Origin of the sequence: Bacillus sp. G402 (assembly GCF_051172515.1) — a bacterium.
In the GTDB taxonomy this organism is placed as follows: Bacteria; Bacillota; Bacilli; order Bacillales; family Bacillaceae; genus Bacillus; species Bacillus altitudinis.
This window is the reverse complement of sequence record NZ_JBPIZC010000005.1, coordinates 111,099-136,863: the sequence shown is the minus strand read 5'-3', so window position 1 is coordinate 136,863 and position 25,765 is coordinate 111,099. Positions and strand designations below refer to the sequence as shown.

25 protein-coding genes and 1 other annotated feature are annotated in these 25,765 nt (G+C 40.8%); of the genes, 15 read left to right on the top strand and 10 right to left on the bottom strand.

Translation table 11 applies throughout. The annotated features are described in order from the left end of the window. The first annotated feature begins 3 nt into the window (after positions 1-3). Positions 4-1,728, top strand: coding sequence for an acetate--CoA ligase (gene acsA / locus ACSBQP_RS17750; protein ID WP_041507654.1), 1,725 nt, complete (start codon positions 4-6; stop codon positions 1,726-1,728). 59 nt (positions 1,729-1,787) lie between these two features. Beyond that, positions 1,788-2,023 (top strand) — a binding site (T-box leader). Positions 2,024-2,076: 53 nt separating this feature from the next. Then, positions 2,077-3,345: a tyrosine--tRNA ligase gene (gene tyrS, locus ACSBQP_RS17745; RefSeq protein ID WP_435028680.1), complete on the top strand. Its 1,269-nt coding sequence runs from the start codon at positions 2,077-2,079 to the stop codon at positions 3,343-3,345. Positions 3,346-3,473: 128 nt separating this feature from the next. Here tyrS and ACSBQP_RS17740 read toward each other — a convergent pair whose 3' ends face one another. Then, positions 3,474-3,815 (bottom strand): antibiotic biosynthesis monooxygenase family protein, encoded by a 342-nt coding sequence (locus ACSBQP_RS17740; RefSeq protein WP_435028679.1) that lies wholly within the window; start codon positions 3,813-3,815, stop codon positions 3,474-3,476. Between the two features lie 272 nt (positions 3,816-4,087). Between ACSBQP_RS17740 and ACSBQP_RS17735 the strand changes: the two genes are divergently transcribed. The 3 genes from ACSBQP_RS17735 (at position 4,088) to ACSBQP_RS17725 (ending at position 5,623) form a co-directional block, all read left to right on the top strand. Then, on the top strand, positions 4,088-4,666 hold the full coding sequence (locus ACSBQP_RS17735) for an esterase/lipase family protein (protein ID WP_370648336.1): 579 nt from the start codon (positions 4,088-4,090) through the stop codon (positions 4,664-4,666). A 95-nt stretch (positions 4,667-4,761) separates the two neighbouring features. Next, positions 4,762-4,974 (top strand): hypothetical protein, encoded by a 213-nt coding sequence (locus ACSBQP_RS17730; protein WP_035702043.1) that lies wholly within the window; start codon positions 4,762-4,764, stop codon positions 4,972-4,974. Positions 4,975-5,023: 49 nt separating this feature from the next. Continuing rightward, positions 5,024-5,623 carry a cysteine hydrolase family protein gene (locus ACSBQP_RS17725; RefSeq protein ID WP_435028678.1) on the top strand — a complete coding sequence of 200 codons (600 nt, stop codon included), beginning with the start codon at positions 5,024-5,026 and terminating at the stop codon, positions 5,621-5,623. An 8-nt stretch (positions 5,624-5,631) separates the two neighbouring features. On the opposite strand, the gene ACSBQP_RS17720 is transcribed toward ACSBQP_RS17725, so the two are convergent. The 3 genes from ACSBQP_RS17720 to ACSBQP_RS17710 form a co-directional block, all read right to left on the bottom strand. Beyond that, complete coding sequence (locus ACSBQP_RS17720) at positions 5,632-6,192, bottom strand: hypothetical protein (RefSeq protein WP_035702040.1); 561 nt, start codon at positions 6,190-6,192, stop codon at positions 5,632-5,634. A 236-nt stretch (positions 6,193-6,428) separates the two neighbouring features. Beyond that, positions 6,429-7,031 carry a 30S ribosomal protein S4 gene (rpsD, locus tag ACSBQP_RS17715; RefSeq protein WP_007501777.1) on the bottom strand — a complete coding sequence of 201 codons (603 nt, stop codon included), beginning with the start codon at positions 7,029-7,031 and terminating at the stop codon, positions 6,429-6,431. 310 nt (positions 7,032-7,341) lie between these two features. Then, entirely contained in the window at positions 7,342-7,842 is a 501-nt protein-coding gene (locus ACSBQP_RS17710; protein WP_008343079.1) for a GAF domain-containing protein, read from the bottom strand. A gap of 126 nt (positions 7,843-7,968) precedes the next feature. Here ACSBQP_RS17710 and refZ point away from each other — a divergent pair, with 126 nt between their 5' ends. After that, complete coding sequence (gene refZ, locus ACSBQP_RS17705; protein WP_008343081.1) at positions 7,969-8,634, top strand: forespore capture DNA-binding protein RefZ; 666 nt, start codon at positions 7,969-7,971, stop codon at positions 8,632-8,634. Here the strand turns inward: refZ and hisJ are convergent. Further along, the gene (hisJ, locus tag ACSBQP_RS17700; RefSeq protein ID WP_125589972.1) at positions 8,604-9,419 is read right to left on the bottom strand and encodes a histidinol-phosphatase HisJ; all 816 of its coding nucleotides are present in this window, start codon (positions 9,417-9,419) and stop codon (positions 8,604-8,606) included. The genes refZ and hisJ overlap by 31 nt on opposite strands. Before the next feature lie 336 nt (positions 9,420-9,755). Here hisJ and ezrA point away from each other — a divergent pair, with 336 nt between their 5' ends. Continuing rightward, a complete protein-coding gene (ezrA, locus tag ACSBQP_RS17695) occupies positions 9,756-11,459 on the top strand; it encodes a septation ring formation regulator EzrA (protein ID WP_007501773.1) in 1,704 nt (567 codons plus the stop codon). 40 nt (positions 11,460-11,499) lie between these two features. Here ezrA and brnQ (ACSBQP_RS17690) read toward each other — a convergent pair whose 3' ends face one another. Together brnQ (ACSBQP_RS17690) and brnQ (ACSBQP_RS17685) are read right to left on the bottom strand one after the other, a co-directional pair. Next, positions 11,500-12,843, bottom strand: coding sequence for a branched-chain amino acid transport system II carrier protein (gene brnQ, locus ACSBQP_RS17690; RefSeq protein WP_035391117.1), 1,344 nt, complete (start codon positions 12,841-12,843; stop codon positions 11,500-11,502). A 214-nt stretch (positions 12,844-13,057) separates the two neighbouring features. Continuing rightward, positions 13,058-14,401 carry a branched-chain amino acid transport system II carrier protein gene (brnQ, locus tag ACSBQP_RS17685; RefSeq protein WP_125589970.1) on the bottom strand — a complete coding sequence of 448 codons (1,344 nt, stop codon included), beginning with the start codon at positions 14,399-14,401 and terminating at the stop codon, positions 13,058-13,060. 202 nt (positions 14,402-14,603) lie between these two features. On the opposite strand from brnQ (ACSBQP_RS17685), the gene ACSBQP_RS17680 reads away from it, so the two are divergent. The 6 genes from ACSBQP_RS17680 (at position 14,604) to ACSBQP_RS17655 (ending at position 20,021) form a co-directional block, all read left to right on the top strand. Beyond that, positions 14,604-15,746 (top strand): cysteine desulfurase family protein, encoded by a 1,143-nt coding sequence (locus ACSBQP_RS17680; protein WP_035702028.1) that lies wholly within the window; start codon positions 14,604-14,606, stop codon positions 15,744-15,746. Positions 15,747-15,750: 4 nt separating this feature from the next. Next, positions 15,751-16,956 carry a tRNA uracil 4-sulfurtransferase ThiI gene (gene thiI, locus ACSBQP_RS17675; protein WP_007501769.1) on the top strand — a complete coding sequence of 402 codons (1,206 nt, stop codon included), beginning with the start codon at positions 15,751-15,753 and terminating at the stop codon, positions 16,954-16,956. Positions 16,957-17,045: 89 nt separating this feature from the next. Then, positions 17,046-17,258, top strand: a complete 213-nt coding sequence (locus tag ACSBQP_RS17670; RefSeq protein ID WP_003216385.1) for an alpha/beta-type small acid-soluble spore protein — start codon at positions 17,046-17,048, stop codon at positions 17,256-17,258. A gap of 221 nt (positions 17,259-17,479) precedes the next feature. Next, positions 17,480-19,060: an acyl-CoA synthetase MbcS gene (mbcS, locus tag ACSBQP_RS17665; RefSeq protein ID WP_046344216.1), complete on the top strand. Its 1,581-nt coding sequence runs from the start codon at positions 17,480-17,482 to the stop codon at positions 19,058-19,060. Between the two features lie 136 nt (positions 19,061-19,196). Further along, positions 19,197-19,811, top strand: coding sequence for a LysE/ArgO family amino acid transporter (locus tag ACSBQP_RS17660; RefSeq protein ID WP_435028677.1), 615 nt, complete (start codon positions 19,197-19,199; stop codon positions 19,809-19,811). Positions 19,812-19,841: 30 nt separating this feature from the next. Next, positions 19,842-20,021, top strand: a complete 180-nt coding sequence (locus tag ACSBQP_RS17655; RefSeq protein ID WP_046344213.1) for a hypothetical protein — start codon at positions 19,842-19,844, stop codon at positions 20,019-20,021. A 223-nt stretch (positions 20,022-20,244) separates the two neighbouring features. Here the strand turns inward: ACSBQP_RS17655 and ACSBQP_RS17650 are convergent, their stop codons facing one another. Continuing rightward, positions 20,245-20,679 (bottom strand): MarR family winged helix-turn-helix transcriptional regulator, encoded by a 435-nt coding sequence (locus tag ACSBQP_RS17650; protein WP_223255648.1) that lies wholly within the window; start codon positions 20,677-20,679, stop codon positions 20,245-20,247. Between the two features lie 116 nt (positions 20,680-20,795). Between ACSBQP_RS17650 and ACSBQP_RS17645 the strand changes: the two genes are divergently transcribed. Both ACSBQP_RS17645 and ACSBQP_RS17640 read left to right on the top strand, forming a co-directional pair. After that, positions 20,796-21,383 carry an NAD(P)H-dependent oxidoreductase gene (locus tag ACSBQP_RS17645; RefSeq protein ID WP_435028676.1) on the top strand — a complete coding sequence of 196 codons (588 nt, stop codon included), beginning with the start codon at positions 20,796-20,798 and terminating at the stop codon, positions 21,381-21,383. A 105-nt stretch (positions 21,384-21,488) separates the two neighbouring features. After that, complete coding sequence (locus ACSBQP_RS17640) at positions 21,489-22,841, top strand: amidohydrolase family protein (RefSeq protein ID WP_341021001.1); 1,353 nt, start codon at positions 21,489-21,491, stop codon at positions 22,839-22,841. Positions 22,842-22,880: 39 nt separating this feature from the next. Here ACSBQP_RS17640 and ACSBQP_RS17635 read toward each other — a convergent pair whose 3' ends face one another. Both ACSBQP_RS17635 and ACSBQP_RS17630 read right to left on the bottom strand, forming a co-directional pair. Next, positions 22,881-24,818, bottom strand: a complete 1,938-nt coding sequence (locus tag ACSBQP_RS17635; RefSeq protein ID WP_435028675.1) for an FtsX-like permease family protein — start codon at positions 24,816-24,818, stop codon at positions 22,881-22,883. Beyond that, positions 24,808-25,569: an ABC transporter ATP-binding protein gene (locus ACSBQP_RS17630; RefSeq protein ID WP_017358290.1), complete on the bottom strand. Its 762-nt coding sequence runs from the start codon at positions 25,567-25,569 to the stop codon at positions 24,808-24,810. Before ACSBQP_RS17630 ends, ACSBQP_RS17635 begins: the two co-directional genes overlap by 11 nt. Positions 25,570-25,765 lie beyond the last annotated feature (196 nt).

Sequence of the window (25,765 nt, the reverse complement as noted above, 5' to 3'; positions counted from 1 at the left end):
TTGATGAAAGTGGAAACGCTACCATCAGTAAAAGGGGACTATCATTTAAATGATTATGAGCAAGCATACAAAGAATTTTCATGGGAGGAAGCGAGAAAAAATTTCTCTTGGTATGAAACAGGAAAAGTAAATGCAGCTTATGAAGCGATTGACAGACATGCGGACTCGTTTCGTAAAAACAAGGTGGCGCTTCACTACAAAGATTCACAGCGGGATGAAAAGTATACGTTCAGGGATATGAAAATCAAGACAAACAAAGCAGGAAATCTATTAAGAGAACAGGCACATGTGCAAAAAGGGGATCGCGTGTTTATCTTTATGCCAAGATCACCTGAGCTCTATTTTCTACTGCTTGGTGCTGTCAAAATTGGTGCGATCGTCGGTCCGTTATTTGAGGCATTTATGGAAGGTGCCGTCAAAGATCGTTTAGAAAATAGTGAGGCAAAAGTGATTGTGACAACGCCTGATCTGCTTGAGCGGATTCCGTTTGCAGAACTTCCAAAGCTTGAATCCGTCATCATTGTCGGTGGTGAAAAAGAGGATGCAGGTGGTGTGCGGACGATTCACTTTGAAGAAGCATTTGAGCAGGCAGCGAAGGAACTTGAAATCGAGTGGATGGATGAAAAAGATGGATATCTGCTTCATTACACGTCAGGGTCCACTGGTACGCCAAAAGGTGTGCTCCATGTTCATGGCGCAATGGTGCAGCAAGGCCAGACGGGTAAATGGGTACTTGATTTGAAAGAAGAAGATGTCTACTGGTGTACAGCTGATCCAGGCTGGGTAACAGGAACGGTGTACGGTATTTTTTCTCCGTGGCTGAATGGAGCGACGAATGTCATTTTAGGCGGCCGGTTCAACCCTGATACGTGGTACGAAACCATTGAATCGCTTGGTGTGACCGTTTGGTACAGTGCACCGACAGCCTTCAGAATGTTGATGGGAGCAGGAGACGATCTCATTCAAAAATATGATCTCAGCTCACTCCGTCATGTGTTAAGTGTAGGAGAGCCACTTAATCCAGAAGTGATCCGCTGGGGAGACGCTGTATTCGGTAAACGAATTCATGATACTTGGTGGATGACAGAAACAGGTGCACAGCTGATTTGTAACTATCCATGCATGGATATCAAACCAGGGTCAATGGGGAAACCAATTCCAGGCGTTGAAGCTGCGATTGTAGATAATGCCGGAAATGAACTTCCGCCATACCGGATGGGGAACCTTGCCATCAAAAAAGGTTGGCCGTCTATGATGCATACGATCTGGAACAATCCTGAAAAATATGAATCTTACTTTATGCCGGGAGATTGGTATGTTTCAGGAGATTCAGCTTATATGGATGAAGACGGATACTTCTGGTTCCAGGGACGTGTCGACGATGTCATTATGACGTCAGGAGAGCGGGTCGGTCCATTTGAGGTAGAAAGTAAACTGGTGGAACATCCGGCCATTGCAGAGGCTGGTGTCATCGGAAAACCAGATCCTGTGCGCGGTGAAATTATTAAAGCATTTATAGCGCTTAGAAGCGGATACGAACCGACAGATGAGCTAAAAGAAGAGATTCGTACGTTTGTGAAAAAAGGACTCGCTGCACATGCAGCACCGAGAGAAATTGAGTTTAAAGACAAACTGCCAAAAACACGCAGCGGTAAAATTATGAGACGTGTGCTAAAAGCGTGGGAACTGAATTTACCTGCTGGCGATCTCTCGACAATGGAAGATTAATCACTTCCGTCAGTTGACTTGATATCAAAAGTATGTTAAAAATGACTTTAGTTGAATATGAAAAGGTTTTGACTGAGATTCAGTAGAATCATCTTTCCCTGTCCAAGAGAGCTGACGGCTGGTGCGAGTCAGTACAAAGAGATATTCGAATTACCCTCACGAACCGCTTTTACGAAAAGGAGCATATGCTATCTGATTAGTGAAAGAACGGATCTGTCCGTTATCAGTGTAAGTGAAAAGACGTGTTGTTTTGTCTTTTAAGCAGGGTGGTACCGCGATATATATCGTCCCTTCGTTCATTCGAAGGGGCGTTTTTTATGTTGAATTGTAAAAAAAGGAGATTTGGATATGAGTCAATTGATGGAAGATTTATCGTTCAGAGGATTAATTCAGCAGCAAACAGATGAAGAAGGTTTAACAAAATTATTAGCAGAAGAAAAAATCAAGCTATACTCCGGCTTTGATCCAACAGCTGACAGCTTGCACATTGGTCACTTACTGCCAATTTTAACATTGCGCAGATTCCAAGAAGCAGGTCATCATCCGATTGCACTTGTTGGCGGCGCAACTGGACTGATTGGTGACCCAAGTTTCAAAAAAGCAGAACGTTCACTAAACCCAGCAGAAATCGTCGAACAGTGGTCAGAGAAAATCAAAGGCCAGCTCTCTCAATTCCTTGATTTTGAAGCAGGTGACAACCCAGCTGTCATCGTGAATAACTATGACTGGATCAGTCAAATGAATGTCATCACGTTCCTTCGTGATATTGGAAAGAACTTCGGTGTCAACTTCATGCTCGCAAAAGATATCGTCAGCTCCCGTATTGAAACAGGGATTTCGTACACAGAATTCAGCTACGTGATACTACAATCGTTAGACTTCTTGAACCTTTACAGAAATGAAAATTGTAAGCTGCAAATCGGCGGAAGTGACCAGTGGGGAAATATCACATCTGGACTTGAGTTGATCCGTAAGTCTGAAGCAGAAGGCGCAAAAGCATTCGGTCTCACCATGCCGCTTGTCACAAAAGCAGACGGCACGAAGTTTGGGAAAACAGAAGGTGGTGCCATCTGGTTAGATAAAGAAAAAACATCACCATATGAATTCTACCAATTCTGGATTAACACAGATGACCGTGATGTCGTGAAATACTTAAAATACTTTACGTTCCTATCAAAAGAAGAGATCGCATCGTACGAAGAAAAAGTGCAAACAGCCCCTGAAAAGCGTGAAGCACAGCGCCGTTTGGCAGAAGAAGTCACAACACTTGTGCATGGCCGTGAATCACTAGAACAGGCTGTCAACATCTCAAATGCGCTATTTAAAGGCGAGATCAAATCTCTTACAGCAGAAGAAGTGAAAGTAGGCTTTAAAGATGTGCCATCAATGGAGAAAGACAGTGCAGAAGAATTAACACTTGTTGATGTTCTTGTCGAATCAAAACTGTCTCCATCAAAACGTCAAGCACGTGAAGATATCACAAACGGTGCCATCTACATCAACGGAGAGAGACAAACCGACAAAGACTATGTCCTTTCAGCTGAAGACCGAATTGAAAACCAATTTACAGTCTTAAGAAGAGGGAAAAAGAAATACTTCCTTGTAACGTATAAATAAATCCTTATGAAACAGTAAGTATCATGAAAAGCACCTCAAATGTTCATATACATTGAGGTGCTTTTCTTTTTTATTCAGAAGTAGGAATTAAGCTTTTACAGAGCGGTTTTCTCTCATTTGTCTGTTTCTTATTCAAGAAGTGAATCTTCGTTTTTATAAGCATGTTCTACCTTACAAATTCGGGTTGTATAGGATTCATACCAATCTTTTTTTCCTTTTTTTTGAACACGCTGATGTGCTGTATGTGCTTTCCATTCTTTAATTGCTGCTAATGAATCCCAATACGATACAGTGATCCCAACACCATGCTCATCTCGTACACTCTCAATTCCAAGAAACCCGTCTAGGTCTTTCGCTAATTGTTCCATTCTTTGAGCAGCAGCAGCGTATTCTTTCTGCTCAACATTCGTTCGTTTTGATGTGAAAATGACTGCATAGTAAGGTGGTGCAGGTGTTTGGGTAAATAGCATCTAGTAGAACCTCCTTTTGTCTATTCACATTATATATGAAAGATAGAGAGGCTCGTAGTCTTTTTGTTTTAATTTAAAAAAGTCCAAGGTGCTTTATGATTATTTATATTTCTGTAAAATCATCTCATAAAACATTACCTTGTTCACTTTTCTGACATATTTTTCTTGTATAAAATAGAGTCGAATAAGATGAATAAGGGGGAATGAAAGTGATTCGATTTAAGAAAAAGAGTTTGCAAATTCTTGTTGCCCTTGCCTTAGTGCTAGGTTCAATGGCCTTCATCCAGCCGAAAGAAGTCAAAGCGGCTGCGCATAATCCGGTTGTGATGGTGCATGGTATGGGCGGTGCGTCTTATAACTTTGCTTCGATCAAACGATACTTAGTATCACAGGGCTGGGATCAAAACCAACTTTTTGCAATCGATTTCATAGACAAAACAGGCAATAACCTGAACAATGGCCCGAGGCTCTCTAGATTCGTGAAAGATGTACTAGCCAAAACGGGCGCCAAAAAAGTAGATATTGTGGCTCATAGTATGGGTGGTGCGAACACGTTATACTATATTAAAAACCTAGACGGCGGAGATAAAATTGAAAACGTCGTCACACTTGGTGGAGCGAATGGACTCGTATCACTCAGAGCATTACCAGGCACCGATCCAAATCAAAAAATTCTTTACACATCTGTCTATAGCTCAGCCGATCTCATTGTCGTCAACAGCCTCTCACGCTTAATTGGCGCGAGAAACGTCCTCATCCACGGCGTTGGACATATCGGTCTATTAACCTCAAGCCAAGTCAAGGGCTATGTGAAAGAAGGATTGAATGGCGGAGGACAGAATACGAATTAAAAAATGAAAAAGACAGCGATTTGTGCTGTCTTTTTTGATGTCATGGTTATATAGGGTCTACTAGGTGTTGCAGAAGGTTTTTAGGAGGATAAAAGATGACGCAAAAACTCAAACAATATTTCTTAGGCTACTTTCTCTATTTCCCATGTTCATTTCTGATTATCTATATGATCTGGATGGCAATCGTCAAATCAGTGCAATGGGCAGAAGTCATATCTAATTGTACATCCATCATTGGTATCTATTACTTAATAGCCAGTGTGTGGTTTGTCTTTTTACTGCAAAAACAGACAAAACATCGTACATAGCCAAATAAAAACATGTACAAATCAACCACCATTCCTTACACTACAAGTAATGATTCAGATTCTTTGGAGGTGGGGATTTGTGCAACAACATCAAAAGGCTTTGATTATGGTTGATGTACAGAAAGCATTCGAGCACGAAAAATGGGGAGAACGGAATAACCTAGATGCAGAGAAGAATATCAGTCGTCTATTGACGTTTTGGAGAGAAAAAGGCTGGACAGTCATTCATATTCAGCATACATCGGATCAGCCGCACTCCTTATTTCATCCAGCAAATGAAGGGCACTCCTTCAAAGAGATCGCCAAACCGCTAGATGAAGAAACGGTCATACAAAAGAAAGTCAACAGTAGCTTTATAGGTACAAACTTAGAGGAACAACTAAGATCAAACGAGATCGACACTGTTGTGATTGCTGGACTTGCAACACCGCACTGCGTATCTACCACAACAAGAATGAGTGGAAACCTAGGCTTTGAGACATACCTCATGTCGGATGCAACAGCCGCCTTTGGACTCGCAGATCAAACCGGTACATACTATGATCCAGAAACGATCCATCGCCTTTCACTTGCAACACTGCATGACGAATTTGCGACTATCCTGACAACTGAGCAGCTGATCACAAATTGGGCAAGCAAAAGCTCCTAGAATCATCTCTAGGAGCTTTTTGCTTGTTCATCCAGCGGCTGTTTTCGTTGTTCAATACTTGAGTAGATGAGATCAATTCCAATAAATAAGAAGCTGACAAAGAAAGATAAAATGAGTGTGCCGTGCTCCCAAATGGAGACATTGACTATGTTCATATTAAGGACAAACTTAATTGAGAAATGCACAACGATCCATGAGAGTAAAAATTCAAAGATAAACGTGAACCATTGAGGAAATCTTAGCAAAGAGGAAATTCCTTTACCAATGAATACTAAAAAGATCGACCAAAAAAGAACAATCCCACTGACGAATAGACAGAAGGTCAATAATGAAAGAAATGATGCATAGGTAATATATTCTCCAAAAAGAAAATTCACTCCTAATGAAACAACATAAAGTACAGAACTTGGAATGATGATGACAAAACTAATCGAAAAAAAGATGAGTAAAATGAGGAGAATTTCAGCGATAGCTCCAGGCGCTTCATCGACAACTTTTGTCTTTCTCAAAATCGCATAGATAACAATTGAAATGAGCATAAGTGCTAACATAAATGAAATAATCGACAAATTGCTTTCCTCCTTAACGTTCTTTACATTATTGTTTTAAGTTGTGAGTTATCCAGTAAATGTAATTGTAAGAGGAAAACGAAAAAGAGTAAAGAGTAATCGGTGTTCTAATTTTCTTGTGTGTAAATTTGTAGCTAGAGAGTATCGTACAAAAGACCAAACAAAAAACCCTAGAAATCCTTGAACAATCAAGGTCTCTAGGGTTTGTTTGATCACTCTCTGAGAGAGTCATGAAATTAACGAGAGTAGAACTCAACGATTAGTTGTTCGCTGATTTCAGGCGCTAATTCAGAACGCTCTGGAAGACGAGTGAAAGTTCCTTCAAGCTTTTCAGCATCGAAAGTAAGGTATTCAGGTACGAAGTTGTTCACTTCAACTGATTCTTTCACAACTGCAAGGTTTTGAGATTTCTCACGAAGAGCAATCGTTTGACCTGGTTTCACAGAGAAAGATGGGATGTCTACACGGCTTCCATCAACAAGGATGTGACCATGGTTTACTAGCTGACGAGCTTGGCGGCGCGTACGAGCAAGGCCAAGACGGTATACTAGGTTGTCAAGGCGAGTTTCAAGAAGGATCATGAAGTTTTCACCTTGTTTACCAGGAAGTTTAGCAGCTCTGTCAAAAAGAGTACGGAATTGACGTTCGTTGACACCGTACATGTGACGAAGCTTTTGCTTCTCTTGTAATTGTAAACCGTATTCAGATAGTTTTTTGCGTTGTCCTGGACCATGTGGGCCTGGAGCGTAAGGGCGTTTTTCAAGTTCCTTACCTGTTCCGCTTAATGAAATGCCTAAACGGCGGGAAATCTTCCAACTTGGACCTGTATAGCGAGCCATAATGTGACTCCTCCTTATTGTTTTTATTTGTGAAAAATAAAAACCGTCTGTTCTTTGTCTTTTCCGTCATTATGTTTTCATGCATCCTCGCTCCAGCAGCAGGGAGTTACAAGATGCACCTCCATATAGAAGGAACAAAATGATACAAAAAAGCCGAACAAAAAGGCTGCCATATTTCACACAAACTCTATTATATGACGCCAGATAGGAGAAGTCAACCTATTTAAAGAGGAGAAGGTCAAACGTGGTCGGCATTCATTCGGGAAGAAAGCAAAACAAAAAAGCAGACGCATTGTCTGCTTTTCAAGTATCATGACACATCAGTAGATGCTGATAACGCATTTTGGACAACCTCTGTAAATTGAACTAAGTACGTTTCATCTATTGCATTGAAACGATCTTTCACTGGACTGTCAATATCGAGTACCCCAATGATTTGTCCATTTACTTTAAGTGGGATCACAATTTCAGATTGCGATGCTGCATCACATGCAATATGACCAGGGAATGCATGCACATCAGCGATACGCTGTACATCACCTGTCGCAAATGCTGTACCGCAAACCCCTTTTCCAGAAGGAATGCGTACACATGCGGGCAGTCCGTTGAATGGACCAAGCACAAGCTCTCCGTCTTTTGCTAAATAAAATCCAGCCCAATTGACTTCAGGAAGCGAGTGATAAAGCAGCGCCGCAGCATTGGCTAGGTTGGCAATGAGATCAGGTTCACCATCCGTAATCGCTTCTACTTGCTTGATGAGTAATTGATAGTCTTTCGATGGATCGCCAGACTGTTTTTCGACATGAAACATGAAAATCTCCTACTTTCTATCTCAAAAATACATAACTTGCGCTTCGCATGTGGGATTTGTCGAGCAATGATTAAAGGAACTTCCGCCTTCACCTTGAAGTATGTACACATGAAGAGGGGTGAGCGGATGAAAACATCAACAACCGTGCAAACAAAAGACCGTATTATTGAAGCTGCCATCAGACTTTTTAACCAAAAAGGATTTTCTGGAACCTCTGTCCGTGAGATTGCGAAGGAAGCAAACGTCAACGTTGCCCATATATCTTATTACTTTCAAGGAAAAGGAGGGCTGCTTGAGCAGCTCGTATCCGATTTTTATGAAGGCTATATTCAGATGATTGAATCGCACATCCAGCACATGGAAACCCGTCATGCAAAAGAATGTTTACTTCATGTGGTTTTTGATATTTTATCTTATCAGCATGAAAATCGTCAATTAACCCGTTTCGTTTATCGAGAAGTGACCATCGATTCAACGCTGATCAGGGAAATCATGTCCACCTATTTAACAAAGGAAAAATACTTGTTTCAGCTCATCATTGAAAAAGGAAAAAGCACCCATGTGATTTGTAAGCAGCTGTCACTCTCATCATTTATGATCCAGCTAAAATCACTTCTGATGATGCCATATCTGCAGCCGCAATATTTAACAGAGGTGCTTTATATCAACCCAAACGAGCCTTACTTTTATCAAACGTACTATAAGGAACTGAGCCGGTCGCTTCATCATCTGTTAGAACCAAATGAACCCGCACTTGATCCTCACCTGAAACTCATGATGTCTTCAAATTGATCATACGCATATCCGAGATCTTCCGCTTGATGGGCATCAGACCCGAATATGAGCGGAATTTTTTTCTGTTTTGCAAGATCGATCATCCATTGATCTAAATAGATACTTCTGGCATATGTTTTACGAAGACCTGATGTATTAAAATCTAAGGACATGCCTTTTTTTGCCGTTTCTTCAAGACAAAGGGTAACCCTTTGACATAGTTCTGGCGACATTTCGTATGGGAAAAGTTGTTTGAATTTCTGGACAAGGGTGATATGACCGATTCTCTTTGGCTTATATGGACCTAAAGATGATAGAATAGAAGAATGAATTTGTTCATAGTAGCTTTGATAGACGTGTTCGGTGCTGCCATAGATGCTGATCAGCTGCTTGAAGGCGTGCTCATCAAAATCAAGACAAATATAATCATTGCCAGCAGGAAGAAAGTGAACAGATAAAATGCTATCGTCTAGTTCAGGGCCGTAGCAGTCTAAAAAGGCACTTGTTTCCTCTTCATACTCTTTGATATAGTCGACCTCAAGCCCAGTTTTTACTATTAACTGTCCTTTGTATTCCTGTTTCAGCTGATCCAGCTTCGTCAAATAGGCTTCAAGGTCTTGAAGCTTCATGGCACTATCCTGCTCAGGCGTTGGATCTCGAAACGAAGGAGGCAGCGGGGCATGCTCGGTAAAGGTGATGGAATCAAATCCCTTTTTCATTGCTTTTTCAATATAAGAATGAATAGGATCAAGCGTACCGTGCGGGCAAAATGGCGTATGTAAATGTGCATCTTGTTTCAACATGTCGTCACCTCTTGTCGATATTTTGAAAAACGTCATGTTTATCAGCGAAAATAATGAAAAATCATGACCAAAAATGCTGGTTACATGGTATCATAATAACAATGAAAACGACAGCTTCCGCATACATAAAAACAGGTCACATCAATACATGTGATCAAATGATAGAAAGCCTGAATGACTTTCTTGAAAAAACATACATAAAACCGTGAATGGATCGTATTGGCAAAAATACAATCCTGCTTATAAAAAACAAATGCAAAGCGGACACGAAAGGGTTCTCAGGTCTACTCGGGACACTACCCTGACATCACTTAGATCACAACAAGGGGGCTCATTATGGAGTTTATCATCGGTTTAATTGTCATTTTGCTTGCTTTGTTTTCAGTCGGTTATTTCCTCAGAAAAAATATATATAAAGAGATTGACCGATTGGAAGCATGGAAAATTGAAATTTTAAACAGATCAATTGTAGAAGAAATTTCAAAAATCAAACATTTAAAAATGACCGGAGAAACAGAGCAGTTTTTTGAAAGATGGCGTGCAGAGTGGGACGATATCGTCACAGCCCATCTTCCAAAGGTAGAGGAGCTATTATATGATGCAGAGGAGTATTCTGATAAATATCGATTCTCCAAAGCGAAGCAAGTTCTTGCACATATAGGAGATCTGCTCACCGCTGCTGATTCAAACATCGAAGACATTTTAAAAGAGATTGCAGACCTTGTCACAAGTGAAGAGCAAAACCGAAAAGACATCGAGAAGGTCAAAGAGCAATATCAAACGGTACGAAAAAATCTACTTGCTTACAGCCATTTATATGGCACCCTTTATGACAAAATGGAGCAGGACTTAGATGAGGCCTGGGAAGGGATCAAGCAGTATGAAGAAGAGACAGAAAACGGAAACTACATGACAGCAAGGAAAATTTTGCTTGAGCAAGACCGCAGACTCGATCAGCTGCAATTATATATCAATGATGTACCGAAGCTCATCGCAGACTGTAAACAAACTGTGCCAGGTCAGCTGACGAAGCTGAAAGACGGTTATAAAGAAATGACAGACAAAGGCTACAAGCTAGAGCACATCCAGATCACAAAAGAGCTGGAGAACTTGAATAAACAGCTGACCCGTGCGGAGAAGCTGCTGATTGATGAACTCAACTTAGATGAAGCATCAAGCATTCTGCAAATGATTGATGATGCGATTCAGACGCTGTATGATCAGTTAGAAGCAGAAGTAGAAGCAGGTCAGGAAATCAAGAGCAAAATGCCTGAGCTGACCGAAGCATTTGAAAAACTTGAACAAGACCACACGCAGACAAAGGCAGAAACGGCTCTTGTGAAAGAAAGCTACAAGCTGACAGCAGGAGAGCTGGATCAGCAGAAAGCATTCGAAAAACGATTAGAAGAAATTGAAAAGCTTATGAAGCAAATACGAGAGAAGCTTGATCGTGACCATGTCGCATACACATTATTAATGGATGAAATCAATCAGCTTGAGACCTTTATTGAGGATGCCAAAACACTTCATGAAGCGTTTAAAGATCACCTTCAATCGTTACGAAAAGAAGAATTACAGGCAAGAGAAACATTGGCTGAACTTAAAACCATGTTGACAGATACAGTGCGCCAGCTGCACAAAAGCAACATTCCAGGTGTACCTGCTGACATCAAAGATCGTGCTGAAAAAGCGCAGGAGATGATTCAGCAAGTGCAGGAGCAGCTAGAGAATTTGCCGTTGAATATGCCAGCAGTGAACCAGCAATTAAAAGAAGCCTCTGAAACAGTCAGACATGTGGTTGATGAAACACATGACATGCTTCGTAAAGTGGATCAAATTGAACGGATTATACAATACGGCAACCGGTTTAGAAGTCAAAACCACATTCTTTCAGAGCAATTAAAAGAGGCAGAACGAAGATTTTATGCCTATGATTATAACGATTCATTTGAAGTGGCAGCAGCAGCTGTCGAAAAAGCATCACCTGGAGCCGTCCAGAAGCTTTTAACTCAGCAAGAAAAAGAATATCAGCATCAATAAAAAAGCTGAAGTCCATTTTAGGACTTCAGCTTTTTCCATGTTATGAAACTTGTTTTTGGCGTTCTTCTGAAGCAGAAGAAGTGAATAGAGAGATAACAAATCCAATCACGATTCCGAGTATGGCAGGTACAATCCAGCCAATGCCAAGGTCATATAGCGGCAAGATCGTTTGAAAGAGATCTTTCACAGGACCGATAGGCAGTTTAGCCGCTGCTAAACCGTCAAACAGACTGACGCAGCCAGTTAAAATCAAAGTAAGGACATACACAGGTCTTCTATGACCAAGCCATTTGTCAGCAAGTGATAAAACGATAATCACAATTGCTAACGGGTAAATCGCAGTTAACACAGGTACTGAAAAAGCGATAATATGAGCAAGTCCAAAATTTGAAATGATAAAACTGAATAATGTGACGAGTGTAACGACCATTTTATAAGAAAGTTTAGGTAATAAATTTGAGAAATACTCTCCGCACGATGTCACAAGACCGATACTTGTGGTTAAACAGGCAACCGTAATCGCCGCGCCTAACACAATATTACCTAAACTGCCAAAAAGAAATTGTGAAGACTGAGCCAAGATTTTACTACCATCTCCAACAAAACCAATGGCGTGTGTACTTGAAGCACCTAAATAAGCAAGTGATAGATAAACAAATGTTAATCCGCAAGCTGCAATTAGACCTGCTTTGATACAAGCAGAAGTGAGTGCCTTTTTACTTGTTACACCACGTCCTTTAATGGCGTTGATGACAACAACCCCAAACACAATAGATGCAAGAGCGTCCATGGTTTTATAGCCTTCTAAAAACCCTTTGAAAAATGATCCATTGCTATAGGACACATCAGGTGTGCCAATGACGCCCATCGGTGTCAAAATGGCTTTGACGATAATAATCAAAATGATCGTAAATTTAATCGGTGTTAACACTTTCCCTACACGATCCACAATTTTCGTTGGATTTAGCGCAAGATAATACGTAATACCAAAAAAGGCCAGTGTAAATAAAAAAAGTGAGAGCCAAGCTGGTACACCAGCTAAAAAGGGTAGTGCACCAATTTCATATGAAACCGTTCCTGTACGAGGAATAGCGAAAAGTGGCCCGATAGATAAATATAAAATGACGGTAAATGCTGTTCCAAAAGCTGGGTGAGCTTTATCAGCTAATCCTTTCGCATCTCGACCTGTCAAAGCGATTGCAATAATCCCTAGAAGAGGTAAACCGACACCTGTTAATAAAAATCCGCCCATTGCTTTCCACACATTTTGCCCAGCATATTGCCCAAGCTCTGGTGGATAAATCATATTACCGGCGCCGAAGAATAGAGCAAACAGCATAAAACCTATGATAACCGTATCTTTCGTCGACAAAGTTGCCTTCATTGCATTTAAAGCCTCCATTATTATGTTGAAATATTCTGTTAATTAGTTGCTAGGTAACCGTTCATCATTAACAATCACTAATTATAAAGGATGTACGCCTGATGTCAACATGTGTTTTCGTACAAAAGTCATGAATTTTTCTATTTTAGTATATGAAGAACAATAAAAAAACATCCCCTTCTTCTTTGGAAGGGGATGTTTTGATTTGCGATGATTATGAGGCAAGTTGCTTTGGTGGGCTGGTAAACATGGAAATAAGTACACCAATCAAAGCACCGATAATAGCTGGTATGATCCAGCCAATGCCTAAATCGTAAAACGGAACAATTGATTTCAAGATGCCAGGCAATCCGCCTAGATTCACTTCAGCAGCTAATAATCCATCAATGATGGCAAAGAAACCAGTAAAGATGAGAGAAGTGATATAAATGATTCTTCTGCCGTTAATCCAGCGGTCAAGGAACGATAATAAAATAATGACAATGGCCAGTGGATAGATCGCTACGAGTACAGGCACCGACAGAGAAATGATTTGTGCGAGTCCGAGGTTTGCAACGAATGTGCTAAACAAAGAAACAATTAGAATGACGGTACGATAAGAAAGTGCTGGGAAGAGCTTTGAAAAATATTCTCCACAAGATGAAATAAGTCCAACACTAGTCGTTAAACAAGCGAATAAAATGGCTGCGCCAAGAACAATGTTACCAGCAGAACCGAATAAAAAGTTGGCAGAAAGTGAAAGTAGTTTTCCTCCTTCATTTGCTCCAACCATTCCCGTGGCATTAGGGCTTGAAGCACCCACATAAGCAAGTGAAATGTACACGAGTGCCAGTCCAACAGCTGCTACGAGTCCTGCCTTAATACAAGCTGCTGCAAGAGATTTTCGCTCTGTGATGCCTCTGTCCTTAACAGCTGTCACCACGACGATTCCAAATACGATAGAAGCAAGTGCATCCATTGTTTTATAGCCTTCTAAAAATCCAGTGAAAAGCGGATTTGCCTCATATGTTTTATCTGGAGCACCGATCATTCCCATTGGCGTAGCAATGGCTTTAATGACAATAATAGCAATAACAGTTAATAAGATCGGTGTCAAAATTTTACCAATACGATCAACCAGCTTTGAAGGATTTAACGCAAGCAAGTATGAAATAGTGAAAAACACTACGGTAAAGATGAATAGTGGTACCCATGAAGTGGCTTGGGCACCTGAGAGAAATGGAGCTAATCCTATCTCATACGAAACCGTACCAGTTCGCGGAATGGCGAAAAATGGTCCAATGGATAAATACAGAATCACGGTGAAGATAGTCCCGAATTTAGGGTGTGCTTTATCGGCAAGGCCTTTGGCTCCGGTACCAGTAAGGGCGACAGCAATAACCCCTAATAGTGGAAGACCTACGCCTGTAAGTAGGAATCCGCCGATGGCAAGCCATACGTTTTCACCAGCATATTGTCCAAGAACAGGCGGGAAAATCATATTTCCTGCGCCAAAGAATAATGCAAAAAGCATTAGTCCAATAGCCAATGTTTCTTTTATACTTAAACTATTTTTCAAAATAGTCCCTCCTCAATCAGTGTATTGTGTCAAATTTAAATATTCTGACAATTTAGGTGTTTATATGACAATTGCACTATGGATGATATAGTGAAAATGAAAAGTTGTCAACTGCCATTTTCAGAAAATTCTCTGTCTGACTTCATTATGGTAACATATAAATGCATTTATTTTTAAAGTTTTTTTGTAAGGAGTTTAAGATATGATTTATCTTGATAATAGTGCCACAACAAAGCCTTATCCAGAGGTTTTACAAGTACATCAGCAAGTGAGTGAGCGTTTTTTTGGGAATCCGTCTTCGCTGCATCAACTTGGAATTGATGCGAGCCGTCTATTAAGTGAAACGCGAAAACAAATCCTTCACTATACAGGCTTTACACAATATGAGATTATTTTTACTTCAGGTGCAACAGAAGCAAATAACATAGCCATCAAAGGGGCTGCTCTTGCCAAGATGAACCGAGGCAGACATATTGTCACAACAGCGATTGAGCATCCATCTGTCATCGAATCGTTTGAACAGCTGAAAACATTATTTGGCTTTGATATTTCCTATATTCAAGTAAATGAGCATGGCCGTGCAGATATGACGCATTTAAAAGAAGTGCTTCGCCCTGATACAGTGCTTGTCAGTCTCATGCATGTAAACAATGAAACAGGCGCGATTCAGCCGATAGAGGAAGCGGCAAGCATCATTCGGACGTATGCCAAAGAGGCGATTTTTCATGTCGACGGCGTACAAGGAATTGGCAAGGTTCCGCTGCCTAAAGAGATGGATATTGATCTTTTAACGATGTCAGGCCACAAGATTCACGGCTTGAAGGGAACAGGTGCCCTCTTTTTAAAGAAAGAGATCGTGCTTGCGCCTTTTATCACAGGAGGAGAGCAAGAACTTGGCCTTCGCTCAGGGACTGAGAATCCTGCTGGAGCTGTCAGCTTAGCAAAAGCCATCAAGCAATCATTTGAACATTTAAACAAGCATCATGACGAGATGATCGCTTTAAAAACGGAGCTAGAGCAGCAGCTTGGAAAGATAGAAGGCGTCGTTATAAACACACCGCTGACGCATAGCGCACCGCACATTGTGAATTTTTCAGTGCCAGGTATTCAAATTGAAGTCCTTCTGCATATGCTCGAAAAAGAAGGCATTTACGTTTCGACAACGTCTGCTTGTTCTGCAAAGAAAAAGGAACCAAGCCGTGTCCTGCTGGCGATGGGGAAATCAGAAGAAGCAGCCAAAAGCAGCATGAGAATCAGTTTGACATATGGACAAGGACCAGAGCTAGCGCCGCAAATCATCACATCGATCGCACAAAGTGTGAAAAAATTAAAAGGAATGAGATAACAACATGAAGTATGACCATATTTTAGTCCGTTTTGGTGAGATTTCAACAAAAGGGAAAAATAGAAAGAAATTTATCGAAAAACTAAGACAGCATATCCGGTTTGTATTAAAAGACTTTGAAGCATTAAAGTATGCATCTGATAGAGACCGCATTACGATCATGCTAAACGGAGAAGACCCTGAACCGATTTCAGAACAGCTTAAAGGTGTATTTGGCATTCAAAGCTTTAGCCTGGCTGTAAAATGTGAGACAAATCTTGATGCCATCAAAGAAGCGGCACTCTCAGCGGTTCAGGAAGTGTATGAACAAGGAAATACATTTAAGGTCTCAACGAAACGCTCTTATAAACAATTTGAGCTTGATTCAAATGAAATGAACCGAGAAATTGGTGGACATGTTTTAAGGAATACAGACAACTTAACCGTTAATGTGAAACAGCCAGATGTTCACTTGCGAATTGAAATAAGAGAACACGCGACGTACATTACATTTAAAGATGTAAAAGGTGCAGGCGGACTGCCAGTTGGTTCAAGCGGAAGAGCGATGCTGATGCTCTCTGGCGGCTTTGACAGCCCAGTGGCCGGCTATCAGGCAATGAAACGAGGCATTCAAATTGAAGCTGTTCATTTCTTTAGCCCACCTTATACAAGTGAACGTGCTAAGCAAAAGGTCATTGATCTAGCGGAATGCTTAGCTGCCTATGGAGGCGAAGTCAAGCTTCACATCGTTCCTTTTACAAAAATCCAAGAGCTCATTCACAAACAAGTACCAGAAAACTATACGATGACTTCAACGAGAAGAATGATGCTCAAAATTGCAGATAAAATAAGAGCCAAGCGTGATGCGCTTGCCATTATTACAGGTGAAAGCCTTGGTCAAGTGGCAAGTCAGACACTTGAAAGCATGTATGCCATTAATCATGTCACAAACACACCGATCATTCGCCCACTGATTGCCGTGGATAAGAATGACATTATCGAAGAAGCGAGACGAATTGGCACATATGAGACAAGCATTCAGCCATTTGAGGATTGCTGCACGATCTTTACGCCGCCATCTCCAAAAACAAAACCAAAGCTTGAAAAAGTAGAACGCTACGAAAGCTTTGCTGAATTCGAGCCAATGCTTGATGAGGCAGTGGAGCAGATCGAAACAATCGTTGTCACAAATGAAAAGAAAGCAGCTGACAAATTCGCTGATTTATTCTAAATAAAAAATTTCATAATAATTACCATAAAATCAATCGCATGAAGTCATGTGTTTCTACACATTCTATATTCACAAGGAGGTGAGAACACATGGCTCAACAAAACAGACAAAGCAGTTCTAATCAATTAGTCGTTCCAGGCGCTGCACAAGCGATCGACCAAATGAAGTACGAAATCGCTTCAGAATTTGGCGTAAACCTTGGACCAGAAACAACAGCTCGCGCTAACGGATCAGTTGGTGGAGAAATCACTAAGCGTCTTGTATCTTACGCTCAACAACATATGGGTGGCGGATCTTTCTAAGACACACAATTAAAAAGCTATGGCTTATGAGCGGGTTTATTCCCGCTCTTTTTTTTGTACATAAATTGTTAGAATATTTTTAAAAAAGAAGACGAAATGAAAAAATTATGGCATAATACTAGGAGTAGGTCCTAATTCAAGCATTTTTCAGTTATGAGTGTTAGAATAGGTAAATTGAAACATGATTCGTTTCATAGAAAGAGGCTAAAAGGAGCTGTACCATGAAAAGAGAAGACTTAATTGCACCAGAACAATATAACTTAGTCAGTGAGATTGAAGCATTCAGTCATGACCAGGAGAAAATCGCCCTGCACTGGCAGGACGGAAATGGTCAGGAAGCGCACGTGACATATGCAGCATTAGTAGAAGAGGCGAATAAAATTGGTCATGTTCTATTAAATGCAGGCTTTAAAAAAGGCGATAAAATCATTGTGATGGTGCCGCGTATGCTAGAGGCATACAGCATTTATTTAGCGATTTTAAAAACAGGGATGGTTGTAATTCCTTGTTCAGAAATGCTTCGCGCTAAAGATATAGATTACCGAATTGAACATGCAGAAGCAAAAGGAGCGATTGTTTACGCATCATTCATTCAATCGTTTGAAGGAACCAACCAGCCAAAAGATTTTAAAACATTCTCGATTGGTGAGAATGATCATGGCTGGACAAACATTGTTGCGCAAAAGGAAGAGCAGTCAAGCGAGTTGAAATTGGCAGACACAACACGTACGGACATGGCGTTTCTATCTTATACATCAGGCACAACAGGTAACCCAAAAGGGGTTGTTCATACACACGGCTGGGCGTATGCACATTTACGTACTGCGGCCAAAGCATGGCTCTCCATTAATGAAGGGGATAAAGTATGGGCAACAGCAGGACCAGGCTGGCAAAAATGGGTGTGGAGTCCTCTCTTATCTGTTTTAGGAAGTGGAGCAGAAGGTTTTGTTTATGGAGGGAAATTTAATCCGGATACGTACTTAGAGCTGCTTCAAAAAAATGAAATCAATGTTTTATGTTGTACACCAACGGAATATCGGTTTATGGCAAAAGTAGATGACCTCAGTCAGTACGAGCTGCCGAAATTGCATAGTGCTGTTTCTGCGGGAGAGCCGCTTAACCGTGAAGTTATCGATACGTTCAAAAAACATTTCGATATCGAAGTGCGAGATGGTTACGGGCAAACAGAAAGCACGCTGCTAGTCGGGGTGCTGAAAGGAATGGACATCAAGCCAGGTAGCATGGGCAAACCAACACCTGGCAATGAAGTAGAGATCATTGATGAGAATGGCCAGATCTGTGCTCCAGGAGAAATAGGTGACATTGCCGTTCATCTTGAAACGCCGGCTTTATTCAAGGAATACTACAAAGATGCAGAGCGTACAAAGGCGCAGCGCCGCGGGGATTACTTTATTACCGGTGACCGTGCGAAAAAAGATGAAGACGGGTATTTTTGGTTTGAAAGCCGCAGGGATGACATCATCGTCAGCTCAGGTTATACAATTGGCCCGTTTGAAGTCGAAGATGCACTGATTAAACACCCAGCAGTGAAAGAATGTGCGGTCGTGGCAAGTCCAGATGAAATCAGAGGATCAATCGTGAAAGCATACGTCGTCCTGCGTGATGCATCTACACAAAGCGATGAGCTGATTAAAGAACTGCAAACACACGTGAAAAATACAACAGCACCGTACAAATATCCAAGAGAAATCGAATTCATTGACGAGCTACCAAAAACTCCGTCAGCGAAAATTCGACGTGTCGAGCTGAGAGAAAGAGAGCTTGCACGAAAATCATCATAACAGTAGAAACAATAAGCGTCTGGATGGAAAATCATCCAGCGCTTTTTTTATTGGACAAATCAAATATGTAAAATTCGTTCATGATGTTTTATGTTAAAATGTGTAAGGATGACTTGAAAAGGAGAATGTTCTGAAGATGTCGATTGCGATTATTCATGGAATTGTGCTTGCCTTTGGTCTTATTTTACCTTTGGGCGCGCAAAATGTATTTGTATTTCAGCAAGGAGCCCTTCAGCCTCGATTATATCGCGTGCTGCCTGTGGTCATCACAGCCGCCCTCTGCGACACACTTTTAATCACTTTAGCTGTCATTGGGGTTTCGGTTGTTGTTCTCACCATTCCGATCTTGCAAATAGCTCTTTTTATCATTGGATTTTTCTTTTTACTTTATATGGGGTGGTCAGTTTGGAACACGAGCTGTGCATCAGGTAATCAAGAAAAGGTGGACTTGATGCCTATGAGAAAACAAATCATATTTGCCTGTTCCGTTTCACTTTTAAACCCTCACGCGATTCTCGATACAATAGGAGTGATAGGGACGAACTCTCTTCAATATCATGGGGCGGAAAAGGTGGCATTTACCGCAGCCTGTATCATTGTCTCGTGGTTATGGTTTATGGGTCTTGCCCTTCTCGGGAAAATGTTAGGAAAGCTAGATACAAACGGCAAGTGGATGAACCGGATCAATAAAGCATCAGCCGTCATGATCTGGCTGGTTGCATTATATATCGCCTATCAGCTTATTGGATAAAGGATACATAGAGCAAAAGAGACGTGATGCATGAAAATGAGTGCTGAACATGTCATGGGAAAAAGCGTTGGATGGAAAACATCTGGCGCTTTTTTGTTGACTACTATTTCGGGAGAAGCTTCAGTTACATCCTGTTCATTTTTATCAGACATGCTGACGGTTCAATTACCTGTAGGAAATGATCAAAATAGGATCTATGCTACATTATAAAAATGTAATTTAGAGGTTTTAAATGGCTCATAAAGAACAGCATAAAGGGGCAGTGCTTGCTGTCTTTGATACATTGACGTTTGGTGTACCAGTTTTGCTGTGGAATTTATATAAGAATACGAATAAAACATAGTAGGTTTCATCACGTATCTTTTAGCATCTCTTTACTAATGTGTTCAAAAATCATTTGCATGAGCGATACGCTCATGCTTTTTTCATTCGATCATTTTTTGAAGATGGTTTGATTTAATAGACGGAGAGCTTGTACGATATCATCCATTTGATTTTGGTCAGAGGAAGAAAGGCTGTCCATGAGCATGGATTCAATTTGTTGAAATGCTTTGTCCATACACTCGCGGCCTTTTTTAGACAGCATAATGACATGTTTTCGCTTGTCATCTTTATCTTCTTGTCTATCAATGAATTGTTTTTCGTGAAGCTTTTTCAATTCTCTGCTGACATTCGGAAGAGACATGTGCTGACAATCGGCGATTTCGCTAGGTGTTAGCGGCTCACTGACGGCTAACTGCTCCAGAATCAAATATTGTAGAGTGGTTAGATCAGATGGTTTGATCTTGCTCATCATAGCATGTTTCAGCTCAGAAAAAGTAGAAGCAAATGTGACAAACTCTTTGAAAAAATGTGGGTTTTTCATCATGTTTCACCTCCTACGTACCATACCAAATTTATTATCAAAAAACAATTATCATTTGACAACTAAAAAAGAGGGGTGTATGCTTTTGATTATCAAATGATAACTAAAGGAGACAAACCATGAATGTACTCATTATTTATACTCACCCTCATCACAATAGTTTAAATGGTGCTTTTTTTAAAGAAATCCTAAAGGGCAGTGAAGAAAATCCAAACGTTCAAGAAGTGAGAAGCATCGATTTATACCAAGACAAATTTGATCCTGTACTTATTTTTAATAAAGAGAAAAAAAGACGTGATATGCATAAGGACCCTGAGATTCAAGAATATCAAGAGAAAATCAAATGGGCAGACAACATCGTGTTTGTTTATCCGATTTGGTGGGGGCGGCCGCCAGCCATGCTACTTGGTTTTATTGATCGCATGTTTGCAGCGAATTTTGCTTATCGTCAAACAGGCGGGCTGCTTCCAGAAGGCTTGTTAAAAGGAAAGAGGGCTGTATGTGTTTCGACAATGCAAGGACCGACCCACTATCCTTTCTTCTTTTTGCAAAATGCCCACAAAATCTTAATGAAACGAGCTCTTTTACAATATGTCGGGATTAAACCGGTGAAGTTCTTTGAATTTGGCATGATGGAAAGTCCAAAAGGGAAGCATGACGTGAAATTAAAACGGATATACAACTATTTTCGGAATATCAGCTCATAAAACCACATTCCTTGAGTCACTTTTCTTCTAATTTGAACCTGTTATGTCTTAAAATGACAGAGAGGGTGAGTGACTCATTCTCTTTATTTGAAAAGGGGGATATGGATGAAGAAAACATTGTTTAAAGATGCGGCTCTTATCACACTTGATCCATCTTTAGGTTTTCTGGAGAAGGGAGATCTATTAATTGAAGGGGCACATATTGTAGAAGTCGGACCTTCGATTGAAGCAAGCGGTGCTGATGTTGTGGATGCGTCTGACATGGTCATCATGCCAGGGCTTGTGGATACCCATCGTCATGTGTGGCAGTCTGTCATACGGGGGATCGGAACAGATTGGTCTTTGCAAACGTATTTGAGCAAAATTTATTATGGCAACTATGGGGCGATGAGACGTCCATCAGATGATCGAATTGCTAATTATTTAGGCGCATTAGAGGCATTAGATGCAGGAGTGACAACGTTTTTCGACTGGACGATGATCAATTCTATGGATCATACAGAAGAACTCATTGGAGGTTTAAAAGATGCGGGTATTCGAGCGGTCTTTGGTTTTGGTACCTCTGGAGATGCAGCGTATTGGGACAGAGAGAGTACGCTCACGAATATGGAAGACGCAGCCCGCGTGAAACAAAAACATTTTCAATCATCGGATCAGCTGTTGACGATGGGACTTGCCATTCGTGGACCTGAATTTTCTTCATGGGAGACGACCGTCTTTGAAATTGAAACAGCGAGATCACTAGATGCATTATGCAGTATGCACATTGGCTTTGGAAATTGGGGAGCGGCGGATCGATCGATTGAGCGGCTTCATCAAGCAGGGCTGCTCGGGCCTGATTTGAATATGGTGCATATCAATGCAATTGATGCAGATCAAATGAAGATGTTATCTGACAGCGGAAGCTCCATCTCGATTACACCTGAGATTGAAATGATGATGGGACACGGATATCCTGTCACAGGGCTCGCCATTGAAAATGGCGTTCTGCCAACGCTTGGTGTAGATGTGGTGACAGCGACAGGCGGAGATTTATTTACCCAAATGAAATTCGGACTACAGGCGGAGCGGGCGATTCAAAATCAATCTTTATTGATGGAAGGGACGATGCCAGGGCCTGAACTTGGATTGTCTGCACAGCAAATGCTTGAAGCAGCCACAATAAACGGGGCTCGTGCCTTGAAGCTTGATGACAAAATCGGCTCGCTCACACCTAGAAAAGAAGCTGATTTTATCTTGATCGATCGGACAAGCATGAATCTTCTTCCGATGACAGATCCAGCTGGGGCAGTTGTGCAAACGGCACACCCTTCAAATGTTGATTCTGTCTATGTGGCTGGAAAAGCAGTGAAACAAAATGGGAAGCTAGTTGGAGTGAACTTAGAAGAGATCAAACAAAAAGCTTATGCGGCAAGAGATCATATTTTATCGCACAAGTTTGAATCAACGCCATCATAAACAAACAATCCCCATAGGCAGCTGCCTATGGGGATGAGATTACAAGGATTCTTTAATGACTTTTTTGTAATACTGGACAGATAGGAATCCGAAGATAGAATATAACACCGTATAAATCGACATGACGATGAGCATTGGTGCCCACAGTTCACCGCCGAATAAAAACCAGCCTGACTGTACTGCAAAGTAGCTGTGCAGCAAGCCGACAATGAGCGGAATCCCAAAGTTAAATAGCTGTTTGAGCCGAATACCTTTTAATAGATCCTTCTCAGTAAAACCAAGCTTACGCAAGATCGTGTAAGAGCTTTGTTCTTCTTCACTTTCATTCATCTGCTTAAAGTATAAAATACAGCCTGATGTGACAAGGAAGCTGAGACCTAAAAATCCGACCACAAACATCATCAGTCCTATTGTTTGCTTTTGCTGCTGAGTGGTAGCCAATTGAGACATGCTGTTGTCACCTAGTTTTAAAGAGGTAAACACATCATTCGCTTGTTCAAGGTTTTGATCATCTTTTATATTGACTGCGTGATATTGATTATGCTCAACCTGAAGTTTAGGATCTTTCTGCTGGTCAAGCTGCTCAAAGACACTTTGACTGACGACAGCAACAGGTAGACCACCAAACGTGAAGTTGTAAGAGATGAGGTAATCTTTCTTCATATCAATGACCTTTAAATCAAGGGGTTTCTTAATAAGTAGTTTCACATCACCTGAACTTTGAATCGGCATGAATTTCTTCAATAAATCACTGTAGCCGCTTAAGATGACTTCGTTGCTTTTCACATGAATATTTGGTGCGTTTTTCTCACTGATCACAGGTAGAGTTAAGACACCTGGATCATTATTCATATTTTTAATCTCTGAATCCATGATCTTCTTTGCGTCAAACTTCGCTTGAATGACCTTGAATTGCTTTGTTTCATACGCAATATGTTTGTCAGAAAGTGCACGAGTGAAGGTGTTGGCTTCTTTCTCAGATCCCATGACGAAATGTGAAGGGATCTGTTGTTCAGCGGTTTTTTCTGCTGAGTAATAGGAAATGTAGCTTAAAGATAACAACCCGATGGCAAGCGCAGATACCGTTGTAATAATCGTTAAAAGCAGTGCGTTTGATTTTAACCGGAACATAATAGATGACAGAGACAGGACTTCATGAATGGCGAGATAGCCATTTTTTCTTTTACGTACGATATTGGCAATGAATGAAACAGAGCCTTTATAGAAAAGAAAGGTACCGATAATGACAGAGCCAAGAATATAAATCATTGCTAAAAGTAACTCAAGCATGGACGTATATGTGCCGGTAAAAAGCTGAGAAGAAATATAATAGCCTGAGCTGATGAATGCAATGCCTAGAACCCCAATGATGATTTCAAACACAGAGATTTTTTTCACACGCTGTTCTGTAGAAGATGTGGTTCTAAACAAAGATAAAATCGTCTGTCTATTAATAAACCATCGATTTCTTAACATAATTAATCCATAGATAACGAAAAAGACGATCAGTGTCTGCAAAAGGGCCATGCCTGAAAAATGCAGGTTGGCGATGGCGTTCACGCCGGTTACTTTAAATAGCACCATCAGCATGAGTTTTGAACCGATAAATCCAGCTATGATACCAATAGCCATGGAGACCACGTATAGGATAAAGTTTTCTGCATTGAGTAGTTTGGCAATTTTTTGTTTCGTCATGCCAATGAGCTGCAGGAGACCTATTTCTCTCCCTCTTCGTTTAATAAAAATGCTGTTCGCATATAACAGGAAGATTCCAACAATGGCAATGAGTAGTACTGAAGCGGCTTTAATCGACGCACCGCCCTTAATGGACCCCTTTACATCATCAAGTGCTGGTGAGTACTGCAAGGTGACAAAGGAAAAGTAGAGCGCCACACTAAATACAAGTGCAAACACGTATAAATAGTAATTTTTTAAGTTTTTCTTCAGATTGCGGAAGACGAGCTGATTAATGTTCATGCTTCACACCGCCTAAAACACCTTGCGTTTTCATAATATCCTCGAAAAACATCTTTCTCTCTAGAGCGCCTTTATTCAATTGTGTATAGATCTGTCCATCTTTGATAAAAATCACTCGTCTTGAATAACTGGCTGCAACAGGGTCATGCGTCACCATGACAATGGTTGCTTTGCGCTTGTGATTGAATTCTTGCAGCTTGTTCAGTAAGTCAGAAGCAGATTTGGAATCAAGTGCTCCAGTTGGTTCATCAGCAAAAATAAGGCTTGGTTCATGAATAAAGGCACGTACCGCAGATGTCCGTTGCTTTTGTCCACCAGACAGTTCATTTGGATATTTGTCTCTTAGTTCATAAATCCCCATATCCTCTGCAAGCTGTTGAAAGCGTTCAAAAGCTTCTTTTTTAGGCGTTTTGGAGATGGATAATGGCAAGAGGATGTTCTCTTTAACCGTGAGTGTATCAAGTAAGTTGTAATCCTGAAAAACAAAGCCAAGCTGTTTCTTTCTAAATTCAGCGAGCTGCTGATCTTTCATTTGCGTCATATCTGCATCTGCGATCCGAATCGATCCGCTGGACACATGATCAATCGATGACAATACGTTCAAAAGGGTCGTTTTCCCCGAACCTGATGGCCCCATGATGCTGACAAATTCTCCAGCTTCTATCGTCAAATCAATGCCTTTCAGCACCTCTTGTTTATTGAATTTATTTCCATAGCTTTTATATAACTTGCGAGCTTCTAAAATGTTCATCTGTCGAACCCCTTTTTTATTTAATTGATATCTCTAGTATAAAAAGAAGCCGATCAGACTTCCTGCGATTTGGCGAACAAAACAGACGAGCATGTGACATTGTTGTCACATGCTTGTTTCATATGTCAAAGCCTTATGTAGAATTCAGATTGTTATTCAATTATTTTATCTGTTTTTCGCTATGATGTATCAAATT

Coding starts and splice junctions, on each gene's coding strand:
- rpsD (WP_007501777.1), bottom strand. CDS start 7,031: ATGGCTCGCTATACAGGTCCAAGTTGGAAGATTTCCCGCCGTTTAGGC.
- ACSBQP_RS17670 (WP_003216385.1), top strand. CDS start 17,046: ATGGCTCAACAAAACAGACAAAGCAGTTCTAATCAATTAGTCGTTCCA.
- refZ (WP_008343081.1), top strand. CDS start 7,969: ATGAAAACATCAACAACCGTGCAAACAAAAGACCGTATTATTGAAGCT.
- ACSBQP_RS17740 (WP_435028679.1), bottom strand. CDS start 3,815: ATGCTATTTACCCAAACACCTGCACCACCTTACTATGCAGTCATTTTC.
- acsA (WP_041507654.1), top strand. CDS start 4: ATGAAAGTGGAAACGCTACCATCAGTAAAAGGGGACTATCATTTAAAT.
- ACSBQP_RS17650 (WP_223255648.1), bottom strand. CDS start 20,679: ATGATGAAAAACCCACATTTTTTCAAAGAGTTTGTCACATTTGCTTCT.
- hisJ (WP_125589972.1), bottom strand. CDS start 9,419: ATGTTGAAACAAGATGCACATTTACATACGCCATTTTGCCCGCACGGT.
- ACSBQP_RS17645 (WP_435028676.1), top strand. CDS start 20,796: ATGAATGTACTCATTATTTATACTCACCCTCATCACAATAGTTTAAAT.
- ACSBQP_RS17630 (WP_017358290.1), bottom strand. CDS start 25,569: ATGAACATTTTAGAAGCTCGCAAGTTATATAAAAGCTATGGAAATAAA.
- ACSBQP_RS17680 (WP_035702028.1), top strand. CDS start 14,604: ATGATTTATCTTGATAATAGTGCCACAACAAAGCCTTATCCAGAGGTT.
- ACSBQP_RS17660 (WP_435028677.1), top strand. CDS start 19,197: ATGTCGATTGCGATTATTCATGGAATTGTGCTTGCCTTTGGTCTTATT.
- ezrA (WP_007501773.1), top strand. CDS start 9,756: ATGGAGTTTATCATCGGTTTAATTGTCATTTTGCTTGCTTTGTTTTCA.
- mbcS (WP_046344216.1), top strand. CDS start 17,480: ATGAAAAGAGAAGACTTAATTGCACCAGAACAATATAACTTAGTCAGT.
- brnQ (WP_035391117.1), bottom strand. CDS start 12,843: ATGAAGGCAACTTTGTCGACGAAAGATACGGTTATCATAGGTTTTATG.
- ACSBQP_RS17730 (WP_035702043.1), top strand. CDS start 4,762: ATGACGCAAAAACTCAAACAATATTTCTTAGGCTACTTTCTCTATTTC.
- ACSBQP_RS17725 (WP_435028678.1), top strand. CDS start 5,024: ATGATTCAGATTCTTTGGAGGTGGGGATTTGTGCAACAACATCAAAAG.
- ACSBQP_RS17635 (WP_435028675.1), bottom strand. CDS start 24,818: ATGAACATTAATCAGCTCGTCTTCCGCAATCTGAAGAAAAACTTAAAA.
- ACSBQP_RS17710 (WP_008343079.1), bottom strand. CDS start 7,842: ATGTTTCATGTCGAAAAACAGTCTGGCGATCCATCGAAAGACTATCAA.
- ACSBQP_RS17655 (WP_046344213.1), top strand. CDS start 19,842: ATGAAAATGAGTGCTGAACATGTCATGGGAAAAAGCGTTGGATGGAAA.
- ACSBQP_RS17640 (WP_341021001.1), top strand. CDS start 21,489: ATGAAGAAAACATTGTTTAAAGATGCGGCTCTTATCACACTTGATCCA.
- ACSBQP_RS17735 (WP_370648336.1), top strand. CDS start 4,088: ATGGCCTTCATCCAGCCGAAAGAAGTCAAAGCGGCTGCGCATAATCCG.
- thiI (WP_007501769.1), top strand. CDS start 15,751: ATGAAGTATGACCATATTTTAGTCCGTTTTGGTGAGATTTCAACAAAA.
- tyrS (WP_435028680.1), top strand. CDS start 2,077: ATGAGTCAATTGATGGAAGATTTATCGTTCAGAGGATTAATTCAGCAG.